17 protein-coding genes and 2 tRNA genes are annotated in these 19,196 nt (G+C 37.2%); 3 read left to right on the top strand and 16 right to left on the bottom strand.

Features of this window, described 5'->3' with window-relative positions; genetic code table 11:
* Positions 1-11: 11 nt before the first annotated feature.
* From LMB57_RS09680 to yycF, 6 genes are all read right to left on the bottom strand, one after another.
* A complete protein-coding gene (locus LMB57_RS09680) occupies positions 12-1,289 on the bottom strand; it encodes a S1C family serine protease (protein ID WP_229272427.1) in 1,278 nt (425 codons plus the stop codon).
* A gap of 101 nt (positions 1,290-1,390) precedes the next feature.
* Entirely contained in the window at positions 1,391-2,197 is an 807-nt protein-coding gene (locus tag LMB57_RS09685) for an MBL fold metallo-hydrolase (protein WP_229272426.1), read from the bottom strand.
* A 17-nt stretch (positions 2,198-2,214) separates the two neighbouring features.
* Positions 2,215-3,057 carry a two-component system regulatory protein YycI gene (locus LMB57_RS09690; protein ID WP_229272425.1) on the bottom strand — a complete coding sequence of 281 codons (843 nt, stop codon included), beginning with the start codon at positions 3,055-3,057 and terminating at the stop codon, positions 2,215-2,217.
* A gap of 12 nt (positions 3,058-3,069) precedes the next feature.
* Positions 3,070-4,365: a YycH family regulatory protein gene (locus LMB57_RS09695; protein ID WP_229278234.1), complete on the bottom strand. Its 1,296-nt coding sequence runs from the start codon at positions 4,363-4,365 to the stop codon at positions 3,070-3,072.
* Entirely contained in the window at positions 4,343-6,208 is a 1,866-nt protein-coding gene (walK, locus tag LMB57_RS09700; RefSeq protein ID WP_229272423.1) for a cell wall metabolism sensor histidine kinase WalK, read from the bottom strand. Before walK ends, LMB57_RS09695 begins: the two co-directional genes overlap by 23 nt.
* A 13-nt stretch (positions 6,209-6,221) precedes the next feature.
* Complete coding sequence (gene yycF, locus LMB57_RS09705) at positions 6,222-6,929, bottom strand: response regulator YycF (RefSeq protein WP_011953351.1); 708 nt, start codon at positions 6,927-6,929, stop codon at positions 6,222-6,224.
* 175 nt (positions 6,930-7,104) lie between these two features.
* On the opposite strand from yycF, the gene LMB57_RS09710 reads away from it, so the two are divergent.
* Positions 7,105-7,177, top strand: a tRNA-Lys gene (locus LMB57_RS09710).
* 160 nt (positions 7,178-7,337) lie between these two features.
* Here LMB57_RS09710 and LMB57_RS09715 read toward each other — a convergent pair.
* Together LMB57_RS09715 and LMB57_RS09720 are read right to left on the bottom strand one after the other, a co-directional pair.
* Positions 7,338-9,059: an ABC transporter ATP-binding protein gene (locus LMB57_RS09715; protein ID WP_229272422.1), complete on the bottom strand. Its 1,722-nt coding sequence runs from the start codon at positions 9,057-9,059 to the stop codon at positions 7,338-7,340.
* Positions 9,060-9,133: 74 nt separating this feature from the next.
* Entirely contained in the window at positions 9,134-9,580 is a 447-nt protein-coding gene (locus tag LMB57_RS09720) for a MarR family winged helix-turn-helix transcriptional regulator (RefSeq protein WP_229272421.1), read from the bottom strand.
* Positions 9,581-9,728: 148 nt separating this feature from the next.
* Between LMB57_RS09720 and LMB57_RS09725 the strand changes: the two genes are divergently transcribed.
* Positions 9,729-9,801, top strand: a tRNA-Lys gene (locus LMB57_RS09725).
* A 42-nt stretch (positions 9,802-9,843) separates the two neighbouring features.
* On the opposite strand, the gene LMB57_RS09730 is transcribed toward LMB57_RS09725, so the two are convergent.
* On the bottom strand, positions 9,844-11,145 hold the full coding sequence (locus LMB57_RS09730) for a Fic family protein (RefSeq protein WP_229272420.1): 1,302 nt from the start codon (positions 11,143-11,145) through the stop codon (positions 9,844-9,846).
* 319 nt (positions 11,146-11,464) lie between these two features.
* Between LMB57_RS09730 and LMB57_RS09735 the strand changes: the two genes are divergently transcribed.
* A complete protein-coding gene (locus LMB57_RS09735; RefSeq protein ID WP_229272419.1) occupies positions 11,465-12,022 on the top strand; it encodes a helix-turn-helix domain-containing protein in 558 nt (185 codons plus the stop codon).
* Positions 12,023-12,051: 29 nt separating this feature from the next.
* Here LMB57_RS09735 and LMB57_RS09740 read toward each other — a convergent pair whose 3' ends face one another.
* From LMB57_RS09740 to tnpA, 7 genes are all read right to left on the bottom strand, one after another.
* Positions 12,052-12,936 (bottom strand): PPK2 family polyphosphate kinase, encoded by an 885-nt coding sequence (locus LMB57_RS09740; RefSeq protein WP_229272418.1) that lies wholly within the window; start codon positions 12,934-12,936, stop codon positions 12,052-12,054.
* 96 nt (positions 12,937-13,032) lie between these two features.
* Positions 13,033-13,359, bottom strand: a complete 327-nt coding sequence (locus LMB57_RS09745; protein WP_229272417.1) for a hypothetical protein — start codon at positions 13,357-13,359, stop codon at positions 13,033-13,035.
* 12 nt (positions 13,360-13,371) lie between these two features.
* Positions 13,372-14,574: an MDR family MFS transporter gene (locus LMB57_RS09750; RefSeq protein ID WP_229272416.1), complete on the bottom strand. Its 1,203-nt coding sequence runs from the start codon at positions 14,572-14,574 to the stop codon at positions 13,372-13,374.
* A 121-nt stretch (positions 14,575-14,695) separates the two neighbouring features.
* Positions 14,696-16,087 (bottom strand): replicative DNA helicase, encoded by a 1,392-nt coding sequence (gene dnaB, locus LMB57_RS09755; protein ID WP_229272415.1) that lies wholly within the window; start codon positions 16,085-16,087, stop codon positions 14,696-14,698.
* Between the two features lie 33 nt (positions 16,088-16,120).
* Positions 16,121-16,573, bottom strand: a complete 453-nt coding sequence (gene rplI / locus LMB57_RS09760) for a 50S ribosomal protein L9 (RefSeq protein ID WP_003665243.1) — start codon at positions 16,571-16,573, stop codon at positions 16,121-16,123.
* Positions 16,574-16,578: 5 nt separating this feature from the next.
* On the bottom strand, positions 16,579-18,597 hold the full coding sequence (locus tag LMB57_RS09765) for a DHH family phosphoesterase (RefSeq protein WP_229272414.1): 2,019 nt from the start codon (positions 18,595-18,597) through the stop codon (positions 16,579-16,581).
* 305 nt (positions 18,598-18,902) lie between these two features.
* Positions 18,903-19,196: IS200/IS605 family transposase (tnpA, locus tag LMB57_RS09770; protein ID WP_229278044.1), on the bottom strand; the 294-nt coding region annotated here is incomplete at its 5' end.

Here is a 19,196-nt window from a genome sequence, read left to right on the forward strand (position 1 = left end):
ATCTTAATTCATTAATTATTATCTTGTTGCGAGTCATCAGTTGACGTTGTATCAGCACTCTTTGTTAGATGCAAAGTTGCGGTATGCTGTTGACCATCACGGTAGTAAGTAACTTTAGCGTTTTGTCCAACCTTGTATTTATATAAGGCCGCCTTTAATGAACCCGCATCTGTAACTTGAGTATCACCAAGCTTTGTAATGACATCATACTTTTTCAATCCCGCAGTATCAGCAACTGAACCACTATTCACATCCATAATCACTACCCCTTTGCTTACGCTTGTTGGTAGTTTTAAGACTGATTGCTGTTGATCAGAAGTAACATTACTAAGATCCACCATACTAATTCCGAGTGATGGACGAGTTATTTTACCATTCTTAATTAACTGGTTAATAATTGTCACAACTTCATTACTTGGAATAGCGAAACCAATTCCTTCAACTGAAGAGCCTTGTGTATCAGAAGCTAGTTTCATTGAATTAATTCCGATAACTTGACCTGCCATGTTAATTAATGGACCACCTGAATTACCGGAGTTAATAGCGGCATCTGTTTGGATAACCGATGTCAAAGTTCCATCAGTGCCGGCTTTTAATGTCCGGTCTTTTGCAGAAATAATTCCTTTTGTTACTGTATTAGCATATTCACTTCCCATTGGTGAACCAATTGCTAGCACATCCTGACCAGGAACAATCGAATTAGAGTTACCAAAGGATGCAACTGTCTTAACATTTGTAGCGTTAATCTTCAATACAGCTAAGTCAGTTGCAGAATCAGCACCAACTAAATCAGCATTAACTTTTTTACCGTTACTTAAAATTACTTGGAGCGCGTTTGAACCTTTGACAACGTGGTTATTAGTAACAACATAAGCCGAATTTCCACTCTTCTTGTAAATAACTCCTGACCCTTCACTAGCTGTTTCTAATTTATTATCGCTAGAAGAATCACTGTTGCTTCCATTACTACTGTTGCCATAACCAAAAATGCCTAGTCTCCCACTTGATTGCTGAACTTTTTGTTTATTAATAACACTAACAACAGCTCCTTGAACGGACTTATAAGCTTGAGATGCTTCCCCGTTTAAATCTGCCTTATTCTTATTAACCTTCGTGCCACCAGATTTATTAGATCCAGCTGGAACCCGTGTACTCGTCACTTCTTCATGATGTTGTATCAGGTTATTAATTCCTAAGGCGATTCCACCACCAATAAGCCCAGCAAATAAGCCGACAATAATTACGCCTAGCCACAAACGATCTTTAAAAGCTTGTTTTATCCTATTCATCAATTAAACCCTCCACTAAGTTAAAGAATTACTATCTTCAAATTACAATTTAAATATGAAAAATCATTGAATAAAGTCGATAGAAACCATGATCTCTTTTATTATAACGTCATTAACTGGCTTGGTTCTTCTGGTTCAGCATCTTGCAATTTAAAATCATGATCAACCCCAAAGTCATGCTGCTCCATCAAACTTGCAACCGTTAAGTGGGCTAGTGAACGCATATTGTTATGTTGACTACGGTGACCAAGAAAAATCTCTTTAGTTCGCCGACCAACAACACTCATCAATGCATCAGCACCTTCTTCATTGGAAAGGTGCCCCTCATCCCCTAATATTCGTTGCTTTAATGGCCATGAATAAGGACCCATCCGCAACATTTCTGTATCATGATTGCATTCCATTACATAGGCATCTGCATTTCGGATGGTTCCCGCAACTCGATCAGAAACATAACCAGTATCCGTAATAATACAGAAGGTCTTATTATTGTGGTGAACTTGGTAAAATTGCGGTTGTGCAGCATCATGGGATACCGCAAAACTTTCAATATCCATGTCTCCCAAATCCTTAACAGTATTTGGTGCAATAATATGCTTTTGTGCTAATGGGATTTTACCAACTTTATCGGCCATTGCCTGCCAGGTACCCTCATTGGCATACACATCCATTCCATAACGGCGTGCCAAGACACCCACACCATGCGTATGATCACTGTGTTCATGCGTTACAAAAATTGCATCGATGTCTTTTAATGATCGATCAATCTTCTTCATTAAATTTTCAATCCGCTTCCCACTTAAACCAGCATCAATTAAGATCCGGTGGTTGTGCGTTTCCAAATAAGTTACATTCCCAGTACTCCCACTCGCAAGTACACTATAACGTAATGGATCCGTTTCTGTCACTTAAAGTTCCTCCTCAATTACTTATTATTTAACGAGTTCGTATTCACACTATCTGGCGTTTCCTTCATAACTGTACTATTGAATGCGTTAACTTGTAATTGTTGAATTGCTCCTGAATTTTTAGTTTTGATTTCAACAGTCCACGTTGGCACATAGACCGCTTTATCATCAGTAGTAGTGTTAAGGAGCTTAGAATAACTGAGCACCGACCACCTAATGCGGGAATTATTAGGAATCTGGTTATGTTTATATAACCAAGTAATTGCTCGGCGCTGACTAATCGTATTTGACCGTTGCCGGAGGATTTCAACATCTTGCAAGTAAGTCTGCGTATAGCCTGTTATCTCATGGTTAGAGTTGATCCGAAAACGAATTTGCCCATCATTTGAAAATAGCGGCTTTCCTTCTAGCATTTGCGTATAAACAAGGGTATTTTTGTCAGATAATTCCTTGTTATAACGATAATGATTTCCCAAACTTACCATCTTTTTATTTTTTAGCAGCTGGTCGACACGCCGAATATCATTATTTTTAGTTGTCTTAATTGGCTTATCGAACTCACTAGTCAATGTTCCTGAAGAAAGGCGAAAATTTTGATTACGTAATTTCCCGGTTTCTTGCTCTAAGACTCCGCCATCCGATGATTTTTTTCCAGCAATATAATATCCGGTTTGTTGCTTGTTAGAAAGCTCGCCATAACTAATCGAGTCACTACGCATTTCTTTTAACACTGTTGATTGTCGATTTTGCTGACCATTAGAAACTGTAAATCTAGTTTCTAAAATTAATGAACTTCCAACAAAGATATCAAAAAGCAAAAAGGCAAGGATAAAGATCCATTGAATACGTTTAAAATTCATTCTTTAACCCTCCTACTTTTCTAACTCAGTATATTCAACCCAGTGGCCGCGATACTTAATGAAATATGTTGGCACTAACTTTACAACATGGCTATCTTTATCAGTTTTCCAAACATACCCGACACGTAAGTCCTTGATATCATGCATTCGGTTGGTTGCATGTAATTGGTTAATTACATCTGCACTGGATGGGAGTTTGACCATTTGGTGATCAATTGGCAATGGGATTTGAAGACTATAAAGACTTAGCCAGAAACGTTCATTTCCACCACTTGTGGATTCAAGCGTTACTTCCCCATAACCATCACTATTGAAAATTGGAAAGCTATTAACATAAGCACGATAGTTTAACCGGCGCCCATGCTCACTTACCTCATCATAGCGCAAATTATCAAGCGGAATTCCAATTGTCGTCAACTTATTATAGAAGTGTGGGAAGATCTGGCTTGTTGATTCCCGATCATCCTTACTAAGATAATTTTCGTATTTAAGCGTTCCATTTTGGCGATTAAATATCAGCCGACGATTAGTCCCGTCCGTATAAGTAGTTTCATTGCCATTCCGATTTGCCGTAATTGTTGTGTGTTGGTTAGTACTCATTAGACTAGCGCTAAGGGTATCAATATTTTGCGCAGTAATTTGATATCCTAATGCTGGTAACTCAAAGGACCGCGGATACATCATTACAGCTACTCCGTTAATAATTTTATGGTCAACTGGAATCCGATCCATTGACTTTAAGAGTTGCCGAATATGGTTAAATTTTCCTTGCTCTACCCGTACTCGGTACACACTATAATGGTGGTCACCAAGTAAGTAAATCTCATGTTGCCCGTTTAGCGGGATAACAACATGGTTAATCTGATTAACCCGGTCAGTATCGATTGACTGGGAAAATGTTTCATTGAAGACTGAGCTTGGTACCTCGTCCGGATATGTTAGCATTAACGAGTTCCGCCGCCGCAAATAACTCAGATAAACATCACTGTTATTTTGTTTGACAACATTTGTCCGACCTAATTTCCAATCCTCTAACTCTTTTTTTACGCTCAGAATTAAATTAGCTTTAGGGCTATAAAGTTGATTCTGAGTTCCCTTTTTATTTGTCTCCACTGCTTTAGTTGGAAGATAAACATCACCCATTGATTGCGGTGTATATTGTTGTGATTGGCTATTATTGAAATTTTCGTGGCGTGCTCCCTCAAAAGGAAATGGGTTGGTCCAAACAATCCATGAAATGAATAGACTAAGAAGCACAACAACCGTTAAGGCGATTGCTTGCCAATTACTTTTCAGCTTCTTCATCATCCCAGTCTTCCTCCTCATAAGGTACATATGGCAAGGAAATATAGAAGGTTGAACCCTTGCCTTCTACACTATCAACCCAAATTTGTCCACCAAGCATATTGATAACTTCCTTGGAAATAGCTAATCCTAGACCTGTTCCCCCTTGCTTCCGGCTTCTTGCCTTATCAACGCGGAAGAATCGATCAAAGATACGTCCAAGATCTTTTCGTGGAATCCCTAAACCTTGATCAGAAATACTTAAAATAACATGATTATGCGTCTCCAGTAATCGTGTTGTAATTACACCGCCATCTGGAGAATATTTAATCGCATTATTCATAATATTATCAATTACCTGGGTAAACTTATCGGTATCAATCTCAACCCATAAATCTTTCTTAGTAAAGTATCGTTCAATAGTATATTTTTTCTTTTTTGGATCTTCTTCTTTTTTAATAATCATATCGAAACGATCTAAGATATAGTTAAATAACTCATTGATATTTACGTATTCCAGATTGAGCTTCGTTGTCCCTGCATCCATCCGTGATAGGCTCAACAGGTCATTGATCATCCGAATCATCCGGTCCGTCTCATCCTGAACAACCTTTAAGAACTTAGGGGCAATTTCTTTATCTTGCCAAGCACCATCACTTAATGCTTCAACATAGCTTCGGACACTTGTTAATGGGGTCCGCAACTCATGCGAGACGTTTGAAACGAATTGCTTCCGTTCGCGTTCCTCTTTTTGTTGACTCGTTACGTCATGAAGAACACAAACAAGCCCACTGACAAAACCAGATTCACGTTGAATTGGTGAGAAGTAGGCATTTAAGATCAAATTATTGCCAGAGTTTGACATATCAATAATCATCTCGCGCTGTTCACCATTTACTAGTTGACGAACGGTATAGTCATGACGAATATCCAACACATCAATAATAGACTTACCAATTAAATCATCTTCATTTTCGACACCCAGTAACTGTAACGCCATATTATTTACAATTGTCACATTCCCTCGACGATCAGTGGCTAGAACCCCATCAGACATATGGGACAAAATGCTATCAAGCCGCCGTCGCTCAGAATCACTCGACTCCTGTGCCTCTTCAACCCGGACCGAAAGATTATTAACTGCCCCTGCTAATTGCCCTAACTCGTCATTTCCCAATACTTTTACTTGACCGGAATAGTCGCCCCGAGCAATTCGTAATGTTTGTTTTCTCATTTCTTCAATTGGGCGGGTAATTTCCTGGGAAATAATAATTGCCAAGATCAAACTCAGAACAATAGTAATCATCGCCGCGGACAAGTATACCAAAGTAATATTATTAATATTAGAGTAGACACTTTCCAAACTAGCTCGCAGGTAAACAGCTCCCACAACGTTATTATTACTGTTATCCACGAGGGGAATAACATTAACATAGTAGCGCGTATGATTTGAATTATCATACAAATTTTCGGTATGCGACCTATTATTTAGCAAGGTTGCTTTGATGGCTTGATCAGTTGTTTTCTGACCGATCGCATTCCGATTATCAGCGTTGCTTGTTCCCCGCACAATGCTCTTACTATCAACCACCCGAATTTCAGAAATATTATTGTTATTAACTTCTGAAAGAATTTGATTAATCTGTTTGTTAGCTTTTTTAGTATTTGATTGCGATAACTGCTCTGCTAAAGAATTATCAACGTAAGACGGTAATTCAATGGTTTGTTTAAACGTATTAAGGTTTTGATGCTCTAATTGACGCACAAAAACCGCCCCAACACATTCAAGTGTTAACATTAAAATTAACACAAATACGAGAGCGATTTTAAAACGAATCGATTGATAAAATTTTAACTTGCTGTTCACAATGGTTCAGCCTCTAATTCTGATCAGGATTTGCTAGGTAATAGCCAACACCACGCCGGGTAATTAACCATTGTGGATGGCTAGGGTTATCTTCAATCTTTTCACGAAGCCGACGAACGGTAACGTCAACTGTCCGTACATCCCCAAAATAGTCATAACCCCATACAGTCTGAAGAAGATGTTCGCGATTAATAACTTGTCCAATATGTTGAGCTAGATAATGGAGAAGCTCAAATTCACGATGTGTTAAATTGATATTTTCGCCCCGCTTAGTTACGGTGTAGGCTTCAGGATGAATCGTAAGGTCGCCAATTTGAATATCGGTATTATTTTCTTCTTCTGCTGGTGCCTTCAGAGTAGCTTGCCGTCGCAAATTAGCCTTTACTCGTGCTACTAGTTCGCGGTTGGAGAATGGCTTAGTAACATAATCATCGGCCCCAAGTTCAAGCCCTAGCACCTTATCTAGTTCCGAATCTTTAGCGGTTACCATAATAATCGGCATGGTATGCTTGGCCCGAACCCGCTTGGCGACTTCAAGTCCATCGATCTTCGGGAGCATTAGGTCTAGAATAATTAAATCAGGATTTTCTGCTTCAACTTGTTCTAAAGCTGCTTCACCATCATAGGCTACGACAACTTCATATCCTTCTTTTTCAAGATTAAATTTGATGATATCAGAAATTGGTTTTTCATCATCAACAACTAAAATTTTCTTTGCCATATCAATGATTCCCTCCATTGGGTTAATTGATTAATTACTTTAAATCTGCTATATATCAGTGCCTCTATTATAGCACAGGGAAAAGTCCCATAAATATTTTCTAAAAACTTATGAAAAATATTTGACATTTGATCACTGACAGGTTAAAATATCTAAGTATTCTGTTAAAGGATATGGGCAGTTAGCTCAGCTGGCAGAGCAACGGACTCTTAATCCGTGGGTCCAGGGTTCGATCCCCTGACTGCCCATCAGAGGTTTACAGCGATTGAGATTTTATCTCAATCGCTTTTTTTCATACTTAAAATAGCAGTAAGATAACGTGGAAAATAAGCACAAGGCTCGAGGCTAAGTACGAACGATACTTAGCCTCGAGCCTTGTCGAGAAGAATATTTTCTACTCACTTTATTTTATTTAAATTGATCTTTTACATATTGTGCATATAGTGGTGTTGTTTTTAATAATTCTTGATGGGTTCCTGCGCCAGATACTGTTCCATTTTCAATAAAGTAAATTTTATCTGCATCGACAATCGTACTCAAGCGATGAGCTATTACAAGCGTTGTTCTTCCTTGCATTAAGTCTCCAAGTGCTTTTTGAACCATTGCCTCTGATTCAGCATCCAAGCTAGCAGTGGCTTCATCAAGCATTAAGATTTTGGGATCGCGAAGAAAAGCTCGCGCAATCGCTATTCGTTGCCGTTGTCCCCCAGAAAGTTTGATCCCTCGTTCCCCAATTTCGGTTTCTAACTGATCTTTCATTTTACTGACAAAACCATCTGCATAAGCCAGTCTTAACGCGTGCCAAAGCTCCTCATCTGAGACTTCTCTTCGCAACCCATAAGTTAAATTATCACGAATAGTTCCTGGCATTACCGCGGCATCTTGACTTACGAGACCAATTTGTTCACGCCACTTGGCTAAGTCTACATTTTCGATATTCTCTTTACCAATCAAAATTTTCCCACCTGTAGGCTGATAGAATCGTTCAATCAACGAGAAAATAGTTGTCTTTCCTCCACCAGATGGGCCAGCAAAAGCTACCACTGCATTGGGTTTAGTTTCAAAACTAACATCTCGTAAGACTGGCTTACCTTCCTCATATGCAAAATCAACATTCTCAAATTTCAATGGTGCACTCGCAATATCTTTTTCTGCTTTATCAGCAGCAAATTCTTCTGGTTCAGTTAAGATTTGTTGGATACGCTCCGTGGCTCCGCTAGTCTTTGCCATATTATTGAAGAGCTGACTAATTACAACAACAGGACTAATAATCTGGAAAAGATACATTAAAAACGAAACTAAGGCGCCCATTGTCATTGCACCATTCATAACACGAATTGCTCCGTAACCAAGAATCCCAAGAAACATTATCATCATGAGCATGTTTGTAATTGGTTGCGTTACTGAGTTAATCAACGCTTCTTTTCTTCCGACATGATATAAATTGTCGATACGACGATTTCCCTTTGCCAGTTCATGTTCTTCACCGTTTGAAGACTTAACTAATCGGACCTCACCTAGTACATCGGTGGAATCACTAGCAAATTTTGCTAATTCATCTTGCCGAACACGACCAATCTTACGCGACTGATTCATCACCGGTAACATGACTAAAATCACTAAGGGAACTGCCACAAACATCAACAATGTCATTCGCCAATCCATTGCTAGCATAATAACCAGTGCACCAACGAATTGCAGAAGCGATGTCATTGCATTTGGTAATGTTGAAGCAAGTAAATCCTTCACCTGTGACGTATCATTAACTAAGCGTGAACTGATTTCGCCTGTTTTAACATCATCAAAATATTTTACAGGCATTTTAAGTAGTTTTTGCCATAATTGTTTCCGTAATTTAGAAACAACATTTTCACCAAAAATTCCTAATAATAACCCTGATAACGCACTTGTAATTAACCCTGCTATAAAAATGACAACTGTTAAAATTGCCAACGTTGGACTAATACTCTTAAAATTATTAATTAGCTTTTGCGCTAGTTGAGGAACAAATAGGTTAGCACCCGTGGAGATAAAACCTAGTAAGATTCCCACAAAAAGCTTAATATACTGCGGATGTAATTGATTTATTAAACTAAAAAAACTTCGAAAACTAAATTTATTTCTGTTCAAAGCATAAGCCTCCTAACAGTTAAATATCTAACTTTTAATGATGATGAATATTTAAACACATAGATACCTAACTGTCAAGAGTCTAACTTTTTTTTTAGATTGTTATTAATATTAGTCATCCCTTTAACTATTGCATCAATATCTTCTTCATCGAGGCGGGCAATAATCTGCAAATAAGCTTTATCAAATATTTCTTTAACCTCATTAGTTTTTTCTTCACCTTTTTTGGTAAGAAAAATCCGCTTAATTCGTGCTGACTCTTGATCCGCCTTCCGGATAATATACCCGTCGCGTTCAAGATTTTTCACCATACTGGTAACACTAGCATTCCGTAAATGGAAATGGTCACCTAATTCTCGTTGAATAAGACCAGCGTGTTTTTCTATATAAAAAAGCGTATGAGCTTGCTGTGGAGTTATATCTAGTTCAGGGGCAAGTTCAGTATAAAAATGCTTCATGTTAATCATATAGTTCCGCAATAAACGGTTCATTTGCTCAAATTTATCTTTTTTTAATGCCATGAAATTACTCCCAATTTTAATTTATTGTTAATTATAACAGTTAGACACCTAATTAAAATATGGATTTGAAAATTTATTAAATAAATTCAGAAAAACACTTGCGAAAATGATCGGAAGTTGATATTATTATTTATGTTGTCAAAGACATGGGCAGTTAGCTCAGCTGGCAGAGCAACGGACTCTTAATCCGTGGGTCCAGGGTTCGATCCCCTGACTGCCCATCATATAAAAAAGATCACCGAATAATCGGTGGTCTTTTTTTGTTATAAAATTGTAATTACATGTTGTTTAGGACGCTTAGAAACAATTTCAATTGCGCCAAGTGCTTCTAATTTTTCAATGGCTGCCTTAGTCTTTGTCATTGGGTAACGGCGATTACTCTTCTTCAAAGTTTCAATAATATCATTATCTTTAATTCCTAAATCTAACTGGTTAGTAAATAGCTTTGATTGTGCAAGAAGATATAGAACATTACAATACAAACTATCAGACGTTGCAGCTAATTGATGATGGTGTTCATTGACCCACTGACTAATAATTTCATTGGCTTTATCAAGCTTTTCACGAGATTGACTCAAAATCTTAATTACTTTTTCCTGCTGACTAACAAGTATCATTAATAATTTTTGAATAAAAAATGTTAAATCAGCTCTATTTTCCGCATTATCGGCATCCTTAAATACCTTATAGTATTGCTGAACATTATTATGAATTGCAGTAGCCACAGAAAAGCCAGTAAAGCGATCAAATTTGTTAGCAATATATGACGACAAAAGATAACGCCCCATTCGACCGTTACCATCAAGAAACGGATGGGTATTTTCAAAGAAAAAGTGAGTTACAAGAGCTTTATATATTGAAGGGGTATCATCATTATTCATATATTCAATTAAAGCTGTAAGGGCACTCTTGATTGCAGTTTCCGTGGTTGGTGGTCGATGAACTGTTTTAATGCCATCCCCAATCGAAAGCACTTCGCTATTAGGAAGCTTATCACGAAATATTTTTCCGTTAGGCAGTCGATCTTTATTAAGTTCGCCTTTTAACAATGAATCATAGATTTTTCTATAGTCTTGAAGAACATTGATTTCAACTTTTTTCCCTGATTGGGTGCGCTGGTACATTTTTATAGTTGAACCAAGCCTTTTCTTTGATATATGATCATCACCATTTATTTGGTGGTTATTTTCCTGAATAACAGTACTAATTTCAACACGACTCGTTTTCACACCTTCAATATCATTAGTGTAGAAAATTTCAGAGAGTAATAATGAATTCAAAAACTGATTAATCGCAACTTGGGGAAGCGTTACTGAAATATCCTCAATCATATTAGAATTACGCCTAAGCTGATCCGCCAGGTTTTGAATTTCCGGTAATGGAAGATAGAAAATTGGATATTTACTTGTCTGTGTACCATCGCGATAGTTAAGAAGAGGAAACAGAGTTGTCTTCTGGCTTGTATACCCGTTCAGTCGACTCTGATATTCACTTTCAATTGCTGCTGGGTCATTCGTCTTATCTTCAATAAAATACTTATATTTAGATAATGGTATGTATTTCATTATTTATCTTCCCTCCTTAAAGCTAAAAAGCTATTTTTTGGTGTTAGTATATTAAAATACTAACATAATAACCCCTGAAAATCGATTTTCAGGGGTTATTATCATTAGAAATTCATATATAAATGCTAAAAATCATTTTTTGAGGATTTATATACTTAAACATATATTTGAAAACTGCTTTTTTACTTTTTTGAATGAATAATGTGTTTTTTAGTTCCTTTAGCGTAACCCTTATTATATAGGCATTGCAATAAATCATTGCTAGACTTTTTCCTACTATTTTCGTATTCTTATATCAAAATATGAGGAGCAAATTAATATGTCATTTGGCGAACAAATTCTTAGTCGACGCAAAGAGTTAGGACTAACTCAGCAAAACGTTGCAGATGAATTACACATCACGCGACAAACCCTTTCCAAATGGGAAAACAACAAAAGTTACCCTGATTTAAAATTACTTCTTGCTCTCAGTGAGATATATCATGTTTCTGTTGATTCCTTACTTAGAGAGAATAAAGACCTAACTAGTTTCCTAAACCGCGATAAAGCCTCACAAGCATTTAATATCATTCGTGGATTGTTTTGGTTGCTTATAGGATTTTATTTTTGGAGTCCTTCTAATTATTGGTCAAATATTTTAATTCCTATTTTATTTTGTATTCTGCTAGAATATTTATACTATAAAGAATGTTTTTTCTTGGGAAAATACTGGTATAAGCAAAGTCACTATACTCTTTTAGGGTATATATGGACAGCATTAATGATCATAATTGTAATCTATGGTCTCATTAATAAGCACCTTAATATGTTACTCTATTGTTTTATGTTAGCAATATATTCCTTTTTCCACCAATACATATACAAACCACGTAAATAAAAAGGACGTCATTCAAACGTCCTTTTTATTTACTTATCTTCTGCTATTAGTTCTTTTCTTGCCTGTTGTAAACTCATTTCTTGTTCTGGTGAAACCTCGGGATAAGCTAATGGCAAACTATTGATCTTCTTTGTCAAAATATCAGATACAATTAAACGCGAGTACCACTTATCATCAGCTGGAATAACATACCATGGATTTTCCTTTGTGGCGGTAGCATTAATCGCCTTTTCATATGCCTTTTGATAATCATCCCAATATTGACGTTCGCGAATATCAGCTGCTGAGAACTTCCAATTCTTTTCCGGCGTATCAATCCGTGCTAAGAAGCGCTTCTTCTGTTCTTCCTTTGATACATGGAGAAAGAACTTTACGATTAAGTAGCCATTACGTGTCAAATAACTCTCATATTGCCGAATATCTTCATAACGACTATCGAAAAATTTACTGTTAACGTCATGAATAGAATCAATTCCTGGTAAATTAGCTTGTAAAATTAACGATGGGTGAACGCGTGAAACAAGAACATCTTCATAATAAGATCGATTGAAAACACCAATATCCCCACGCATAGGCAATTCACGATTAATTCGCCAGAGATAATCATGACGTAATTCGCGACCTGTTGGTTGTTTAAAATTAGCCACCTTAAACCCAACTGGATTTACGCCCGCAAAGATATGCGAAATCATACTATCTTTTCCTGCTGCATCCATTGCTTGAAATACTACTAAAACACCATAATGGCGCCGCGCATACATCATCTTTTGCGCATTCTTGATTGACTTTATATTTTTCGTAATCTTCTTTTTAATCTTCTTAAGATCATCAGCAGAATCTTTTACCTTAGTTGGTGCCGTCTTAATATCAAAGTCTTTTCCAGTATAACGATATTTCTTGGTTTTCATCAACATTCACCTCATTGCTTTTAATTTGATTTCAACTACCATCATAGCAAATCTCTCAAGTTTTGGTTAATAAAAACGGATTAAAAAAGAACCATGAACATTCTAGTTCACAGTTCCATTATTTATAATATTCTTTTCTGTTGGCTGATATTTACTACGTTTTAATTTGCTAATTTGATGCTCGCGACCATCATTAACAATGAACTCATCAACGGCACCACAATGCTCACAAACTACCACAATTTGGTATCGTTGCGAGTCATCATTATTCGTATCCATCCAATTTCTTTCCGCAATTACTAACGGTTGTTCATGGCACTGATAACAGGAAATCCTTAGTTCGCATTCTTCCCTAAAAGGATCTCCTGTCTTTCCTACCATTCCATAACGATCTTCACCATGTATATTATCAAAATTATTGTAAAACATCTAATCACTTCTTTAATATTCAACTGCTTTTGCACGTTTTATCTTAATAATAAAGACTACTATTATTTCCATTACAAAAATTGAAATCGCACAAATAATAAAGAGGATATGATAAGAAGTCGCTTCAATCATCAATCCACCAAATAGCGGACCAATTGCCTTTCCTAAAGAAGAAAATGCGTTCAAAATCCCCTGATATTTTCCCTTAACAGCAACGGGTGAAAGGCTGTTTACAATGGCAGGCATCGTTGGCAAAGCAGTGGCTTCACCAATTGTCAAAACGACCATTGCCGCAACAAACCAACTATATGAGTGAGCGTAAAGTAATAATACAAATGAGAAACCAATTGTAAACATCCCAATAAATACTTGCGCATATGGTCGATTAACCCAACGATTAAGCCAAGTAATTCCTAGTTGGAAAACAACGATTAAAATCCCATTTAATGTCCACAAAAGACTATATTTCGTCATTGAGATTCCTTGATCAGTCATGAAAACTGATAAGTTACTTGCCCATTGTTCATACATTGTCCAGATTACAACTAAGGCAATAAAGAAGATCCAGTTAATCCATAAGTTAGCTTGAGGCATCTTAATATTAACTGTCTTGGTCTCTTCCTTATCTTCTTCATCCTCAGCCCTTGCAACTGTTCGTTGACTATCTTTAAAGAAAAAGATAACAACAAGGGAGAACATTGTATAGAGAATTGTGGTAATCAAAAACATTGGTGAAACATTGCCATCTGCATACTGATAAAGTGGACCGACAATAGTAGTTCCAATCACCATTCCCAAGTTATTGGCAAAATACAACATATTAAAGACATAACGCCCATCTCGTCCTGAACGGGTCGCAAAAGAATTAACCATTGTAATGATCCAACCATTAAAGAACCCAATGACTGTTAAAAGAATTCCATATATCGGCCAGCCATTGAAGAAAATCATAATAGCCATTACGATCGTCGCAAGCAACGTCCCGCCAATCATCAATTTTCGCGGGTTAGCTCGATCAAATAGCATTCCACTAATATAACTTCCAACAACATTTGCTCCTGAATAAAATAGTAAAACGATTCCTGAAACAGTTAATGACTCATGCAACTGATCATGAATATAGATTGTTGTTAAGGGCCAGACAAAACTATTCCCAATACTTCCAAGGAACATTCCGAATAAAAGCCATTTTAATTCTACGCCTTGACGGTTCATTGTTTACGCCTCCTCAATTACTATCATACCGTTTATTTTTTTAAAAACATTTTTAATGTCTTAAGCGCACTAAAAGGGCTACCTCAGTTTTTCCTGAAATGCCCTCTTAGAAATTTAGTTTTTAATTATTATCTTCAGGGATATAAGAAATCGACGTGAACTTATTATAGGATTTTGCAAATAATAATTTAACTGTTCCCCGCGGACCACTACGATTCTTTTCGATGATGACTTCAACTTCACTAGCATTTGATCCATCATCATCCTGATTATTTTCCTGGTTATTATTATCGTCCGCATCTTCATCGTGCTCATAATAATCATCACGATAAAGGAAACTAACAATATCTGCATCTTGTTCAATCGATCCAGATTCACGAATATCAGATAAAACCGGGCGCTTATCTTGTCGTTGTTCAACTCCCCGGGACAACTGTGATAGGGCAATAACTGGAACTTCTAATTCCTTTGCCAGCTTCTTTAATTGCCGAGAAATCTCTGAAACTTCTTGTTGTCGATTATCAGGATTACTCCCTTCAATCAACTGAAGGTAATCAATTACGATCAATCCTAAGTTACCCTTTTCCTTTGCTAAGCGCCGACAACGTGCCCGAATTTCTGCTACCTTAATTCCCGGTGTATCGTCAATATAGATACTAGCATTACTTAAAGCTCCAGTGGCGATAAATAAACTTTGCCATTCATCTTGCGTAAGCTGCCCCGTCCGTAAGTGATTAGCATTAATATTTCCTTCAGCACAAAGCATCCGATTTGCTAAAGACTCCGCACCCATTTCAAGGCTGAAAATTGCCACTGTATTGTCAGTTCTAGTTGCAACGTTTTGGGCAATATTCAAAACAAAGGCGGTCTTACCAACAGCAGGCCGTGCCGCAATAATCACCAACTCATCTTTATGAAGACCAGTTGTCATCTCATCTAATTGTGCGTACCCAGTTGAAAGCCCAGTAATTTCTGAATCCTGACTAGATAACTCGCTAACATGATTAATTGACTCTTGTAAAACGTCACTAATACTTTTGAAACCAGTTTGCCGACTATTTTCCGAAACTGACATAATTTCTTGCTCAGCTCGGTCAAGCTGATCTTCAATTTTGTCATTTCCGGCATAGCTATCATTAATAATCTTGGTTGCAGTATTGATCAACCGTCGTGAAATCGCCTTATCATGAACAATCTTAGAGTAATAGACAACATTAGCAGCCGTCGGAACCGCTGTTGCAAGTTCAGCAATATAAGCAACTCCACCAACATTTTCCGTTTGGTTATCCTGATCGAGGACATTTTTCATCGTTAACGGATCGATTGGCTGGTCCGCATCATTTAGTTGGACCATCTTTTCAAAAATAATTTGATGAGCCTTCCGATAAAAATCTTGCGGCTCAAGATATTCCATCGCATCAGCCAACGCGTTTTTACTTAAAAAAGCAGCTCCAAGAACTGCTTTTTCTGCTTCAATATCGCGTGGCTCTTCTTGCACTGGTGCATTATCCATGACGATACCGCTCCTTAAATCTATTAATCCTCATTACTTTTCAGCAATGTGAACACGAATTTGAGCTTCTACTTCTGGATGAAGCTTGATTGGGACATTAACGTAACCAAGCGCCTTAATTGGGGCTGCCAGCTCAATCTTTCGCTTATCAATTTTAAGGTCAAATTGTTTTTGTAAAGCAGTTGCAATTTGTTTTGTTGAAATTGAACCAAACATCCGGCCATCTGTACCGGCTTTTCCGCTTAATTCAACAACTGTATTATCATCTTCAAGAATCTTCTTCATCCGCTTAGCATCAGCTAATTCTTCAGCAGCATGTTTTTCCTCAGCCCGTTGTTGACCTTTCAATTGGCTCATCGCCGCTTTAGTAGCTTGTTTTGCTAATCCACGCTTAATTAAGTAGTTTTGAGCATAGCCATCTGGAACTTCCTTAATTTGGCCACGTTGACCACGACCCCGTACATCTTGTGTAAAAATAACTTTCATTATGATCACTCCTCTGTATCGTCTTGCTCTTTATCAGGTTTAGTTAGAATATCGACTAACTCTTGTTTGACCTGAGTAATATCTTTATCACTGATTTGTGTAGCAGCATTTGCAAGGTGACCGCCACCACCCATTTTTTCCATGATTACCTGAACGTTGACGTTTCCCATTGAGCGTGCTGAAATTCCAATCTTGTTATCAGCGCGTTCAAAAATTACAAATGAAGCTTCAATTCCACTCATTTGGAGCAACATATCAGCAGCTTGGGCAGCCGTAACAGGATCATAAACCTGTCCCTCTTCACCCGTACATAATGCTATTTTATCATTTATTTCTGCTCTTGAAATCAAATGATTACGCATCATGAAAGTTTCTGGATTTTCTTTCATAAATGATTGAATCATTAAACCATCGGCACCAGCAGAACGCAAGTAACTAGCCGCATCAAAAGTTCGTGTACCAGCACTCTTGGTGAATGATTTTGTATCAACTTGAATCCCTGTTAGCATTGCTGTTGCTTCAAGCTTATTAAGTCCCTTTCCTTCGCGTGGTTGGTATTCAAACATTTCCGTAATTAACTCACAAGTTGATGAAGCATATGGTTCGATATAAACAAGCAATGGATTTTCAGGGAAATCTTCGCCGCGACGGTGGTGGTCAATGATAACAAGTCTGTTTTGCATTTTATCATATAATTCAGGGGCAATCGTAATTCCCCGCTTAGCATGATCAACCATCACTAACAAACTGTTATTTGTTGCTTTTTCTAACGCTTCGACTGGTGAAATAATATGGTCCTTAATCGTCTGGTAATTATTAATCTCACGCATCAAACGTTGAATATCAGAGTGTGGATGTTCGTCATCAATCACAATCCAACATTCTTTACCATTCATTTCCGCAATCCGTCGAATCCCCAAACAAGCACCAATTGAATCCATATCTGGATTGGTATGACCCATCACAAATAATTGATCTGATTGGGCCATTAATTCTTGTAATGCCTGACTAATCATCCGTGCTCGTACCCGGGTTCGTTTCTCCATCGGATTGGTCTTTCCACCATAAAAACGTGCTTCCTGATCCTGAGCACGAACAACAACTTGGTCTCCCCCACGACCTAACGCGAGGTCAAGATTATTTTGTGCTGTATCAGCAAGTTTTATCAAATCATTTTCGCCATAAGCAATCCCGACACTAAGAGTAACTGGTGAATTTTGCTTAGACGTATTTTCACGAATAACATCAAGAATCTTGAATTTTTGCTTTTCAAGTTCCTTTAATGAAGCTTGATGTCCAATGATCAAGTAATTATCATCATCAATAATCTTCATCAATAAGTGATTAGCAACTGCCCAATCGCTTATTTGCGAAGTTACGTAATTATGAAGATTAGAGACATCAGAATCACTCATTCCTTGAATCAGCTCATCATAATTATCTAGGTAAATATTACCAATGAAGATTTGTTCGTCCTTATATTGTGCACTAATCTGTTCATATTTTGTAATATCTAATAAATAAACTACCTGTCCGTGATGCTGAATCAAAAATTCAAATTGATGGTCACGCCAAGTCACTACTTGTGTTTGCTTATCATCTGCATGATCTTTTATTAATTCCGCTAATTTTGCATCAACATCTGCAATCGGCTTCCCTACAACAATTTCAAGATTAAAATAACGCGCCATATATGGATTAATCCATTCAACCTCATGACGCTTATTTAACATAATCATTCCCATGGGCATTTCCAGCAATGCTTCTTGTTGCCCACGTTGGACTTTATACGTTAATTCATTTAAATATTCATGAGCATCGACTACTAATTTTCTTAACCGCCTAATACTAATAGCTCCACCAATAACTGCGATTATTAAAACAATTAGTCCAACAATCCAGTTATCCACAAACCCTAAAATAAGCCCAATGATTGTTAAAAGCACTATATAGCAGATATTCCAGCGGACGGCTGGGTGTTCAAAATAAAACTCCCAGTTCTCACGACTGAAAATTTTTCGCATGCTAGTCCTCCTAAAAATAGCTTTAAATTATTAATTGGATAAATCTATCATATCACATCAAGTACTTAGTCAATAGATTATATCATCTAATGATTATTAATACATAAGAATATTAGTATAGCAGTCGAAAAATTCTAAAAAAAATAACTATCATTTAAAATCATAACCACCCGTCAAACGGGTGGTTTGCACATCGGCTATAAGCCGATAATAAAAGCCGGCGTCTCAAGGCGCTGGCTTTCGCTTTGCTCAAGCCAAAATGCTCTGACTACTTTGCCACCGCTTTAAGCGGTGTTTGTACTACTTCACTTACCCTTAAAAGGGTCCGAATATTCCACACTTGTTAGCTTATCCATTGCTATATCATGTTTCTCTTGATCTCGGATATACTTCTTTATCGTGGATTCATTCAATCCAACTGTACTTACGTAGTAGCCTTCAGCCCAAAAATGTCGGTTCCCATATTTGTATTTTAAGTTTGCATGTCGATCAAACATCATTAATGCACTTTTCCCTTTTAAGTATCCCATAAACTGCGATACACTTAGCTTCGGCGGAATACTTACTAACAAGTGCACATGATCTGGCATCATATGACC

It is taken from the genome of Limosilactobacillus secundus (genome assembly GCF_020784695.1).
Lineage (GTDB): Bacteria > Bacillota > Bacilli > Lactobacillales > Lactobacillaceae > Limosilactobacillus > Limosilactobacillus reuteri_F.

Bases quoted from the DNA above. Each gene is read 5' to 3' on its own strand.
- LMB57_RS09680 (WP_229272427.1), bottom strand. From the start codon at position 1,289: ATGAATAGGATAAAACAAGCTTTTAAAGATCGTTTGTGGCTAGGCGTA.
- LMB57_RS09720 (WP_229272421.1), bottom strand. From the start codon at position 9,580: ATGGCATTAAAAAAAGATAAATTTGAGCAAATGAACCGTTTATTGCGG.
- LMB57_RS09740 (WP_229272418.1), bottom strand. From the start codon at position 12,936: ATGTTGATGAAAACCAAGAAATATCGTTATACTGGAAAAGACTTTGAT.
- dnaB (WP_229272415.1), bottom strand. From the start codon at position 16,087: ATGGATAATGCACCAGTGCAAGAAGAGCCACGCGATATTGAAGCAGAA.
- LMB57_RS09735 (WP_229272419.1), top strand. From the start codon at position 11,465: ATGTCATTTGGCGAACAAATTCTTAGTCGACGCAAAGAGTTAGGACTA.
- LMB57_RS09750 (WP_229272416.1), bottom strand. From the start codon at position 14,574: ATGAACCGTCAAGGCGTAGAATTAAAATGGCTTTTATTCGGAATGTTC.
- LMB57_RS09695 (WP_229278234.1), bottom strand. From the start codon at position 4,365: ATGATGAAGAAGCTGAAAAGTAATTGGCAAGCAATCGCCTTAACGGTT.
- LMB57_RS09730 (WP_229272420.1), bottom strand. From the start codon at position 11,145: ATGAAATACATACCATTATCTAAATATAAGTATTTTATTGAAGATAAG.
- LMB57_RS09745 (WP_229272417.1), bottom strand. From the start codon at position 13,359: ATGTTTTACAATAATTTTGATAATATACATGGTGAAGATCGTTATGGA.
- yycF (WP_011953351.1), bottom strand. From the start codon at position 6,929: ATGGCAAAGAAAATTTTAGTTGTTGATGATGAAAAACCAATTTCTGAT.
- LMB57_RS09690 (WP_229272425.1), bottom strand. From the start codon at position 3,057: ATGAATTTTAAACGTATTCAATGGATCTTTATCCTTGCCTTTTTGCTT.
- rplI (WP_003665243.1), bottom strand. From the start codon at position 16,573: ATGAAAGTTATTTTTACACAAGATGTACGGGGTCGTGGTCAACGTGGC.
- LMB57_RS09765 (WP_229272414.1), bottom strand. From the start codon at position 18,597: ATGCGAAAAATTTTCAGTCGTGAGAACTGGGAGTTTTATTTTGAACAC.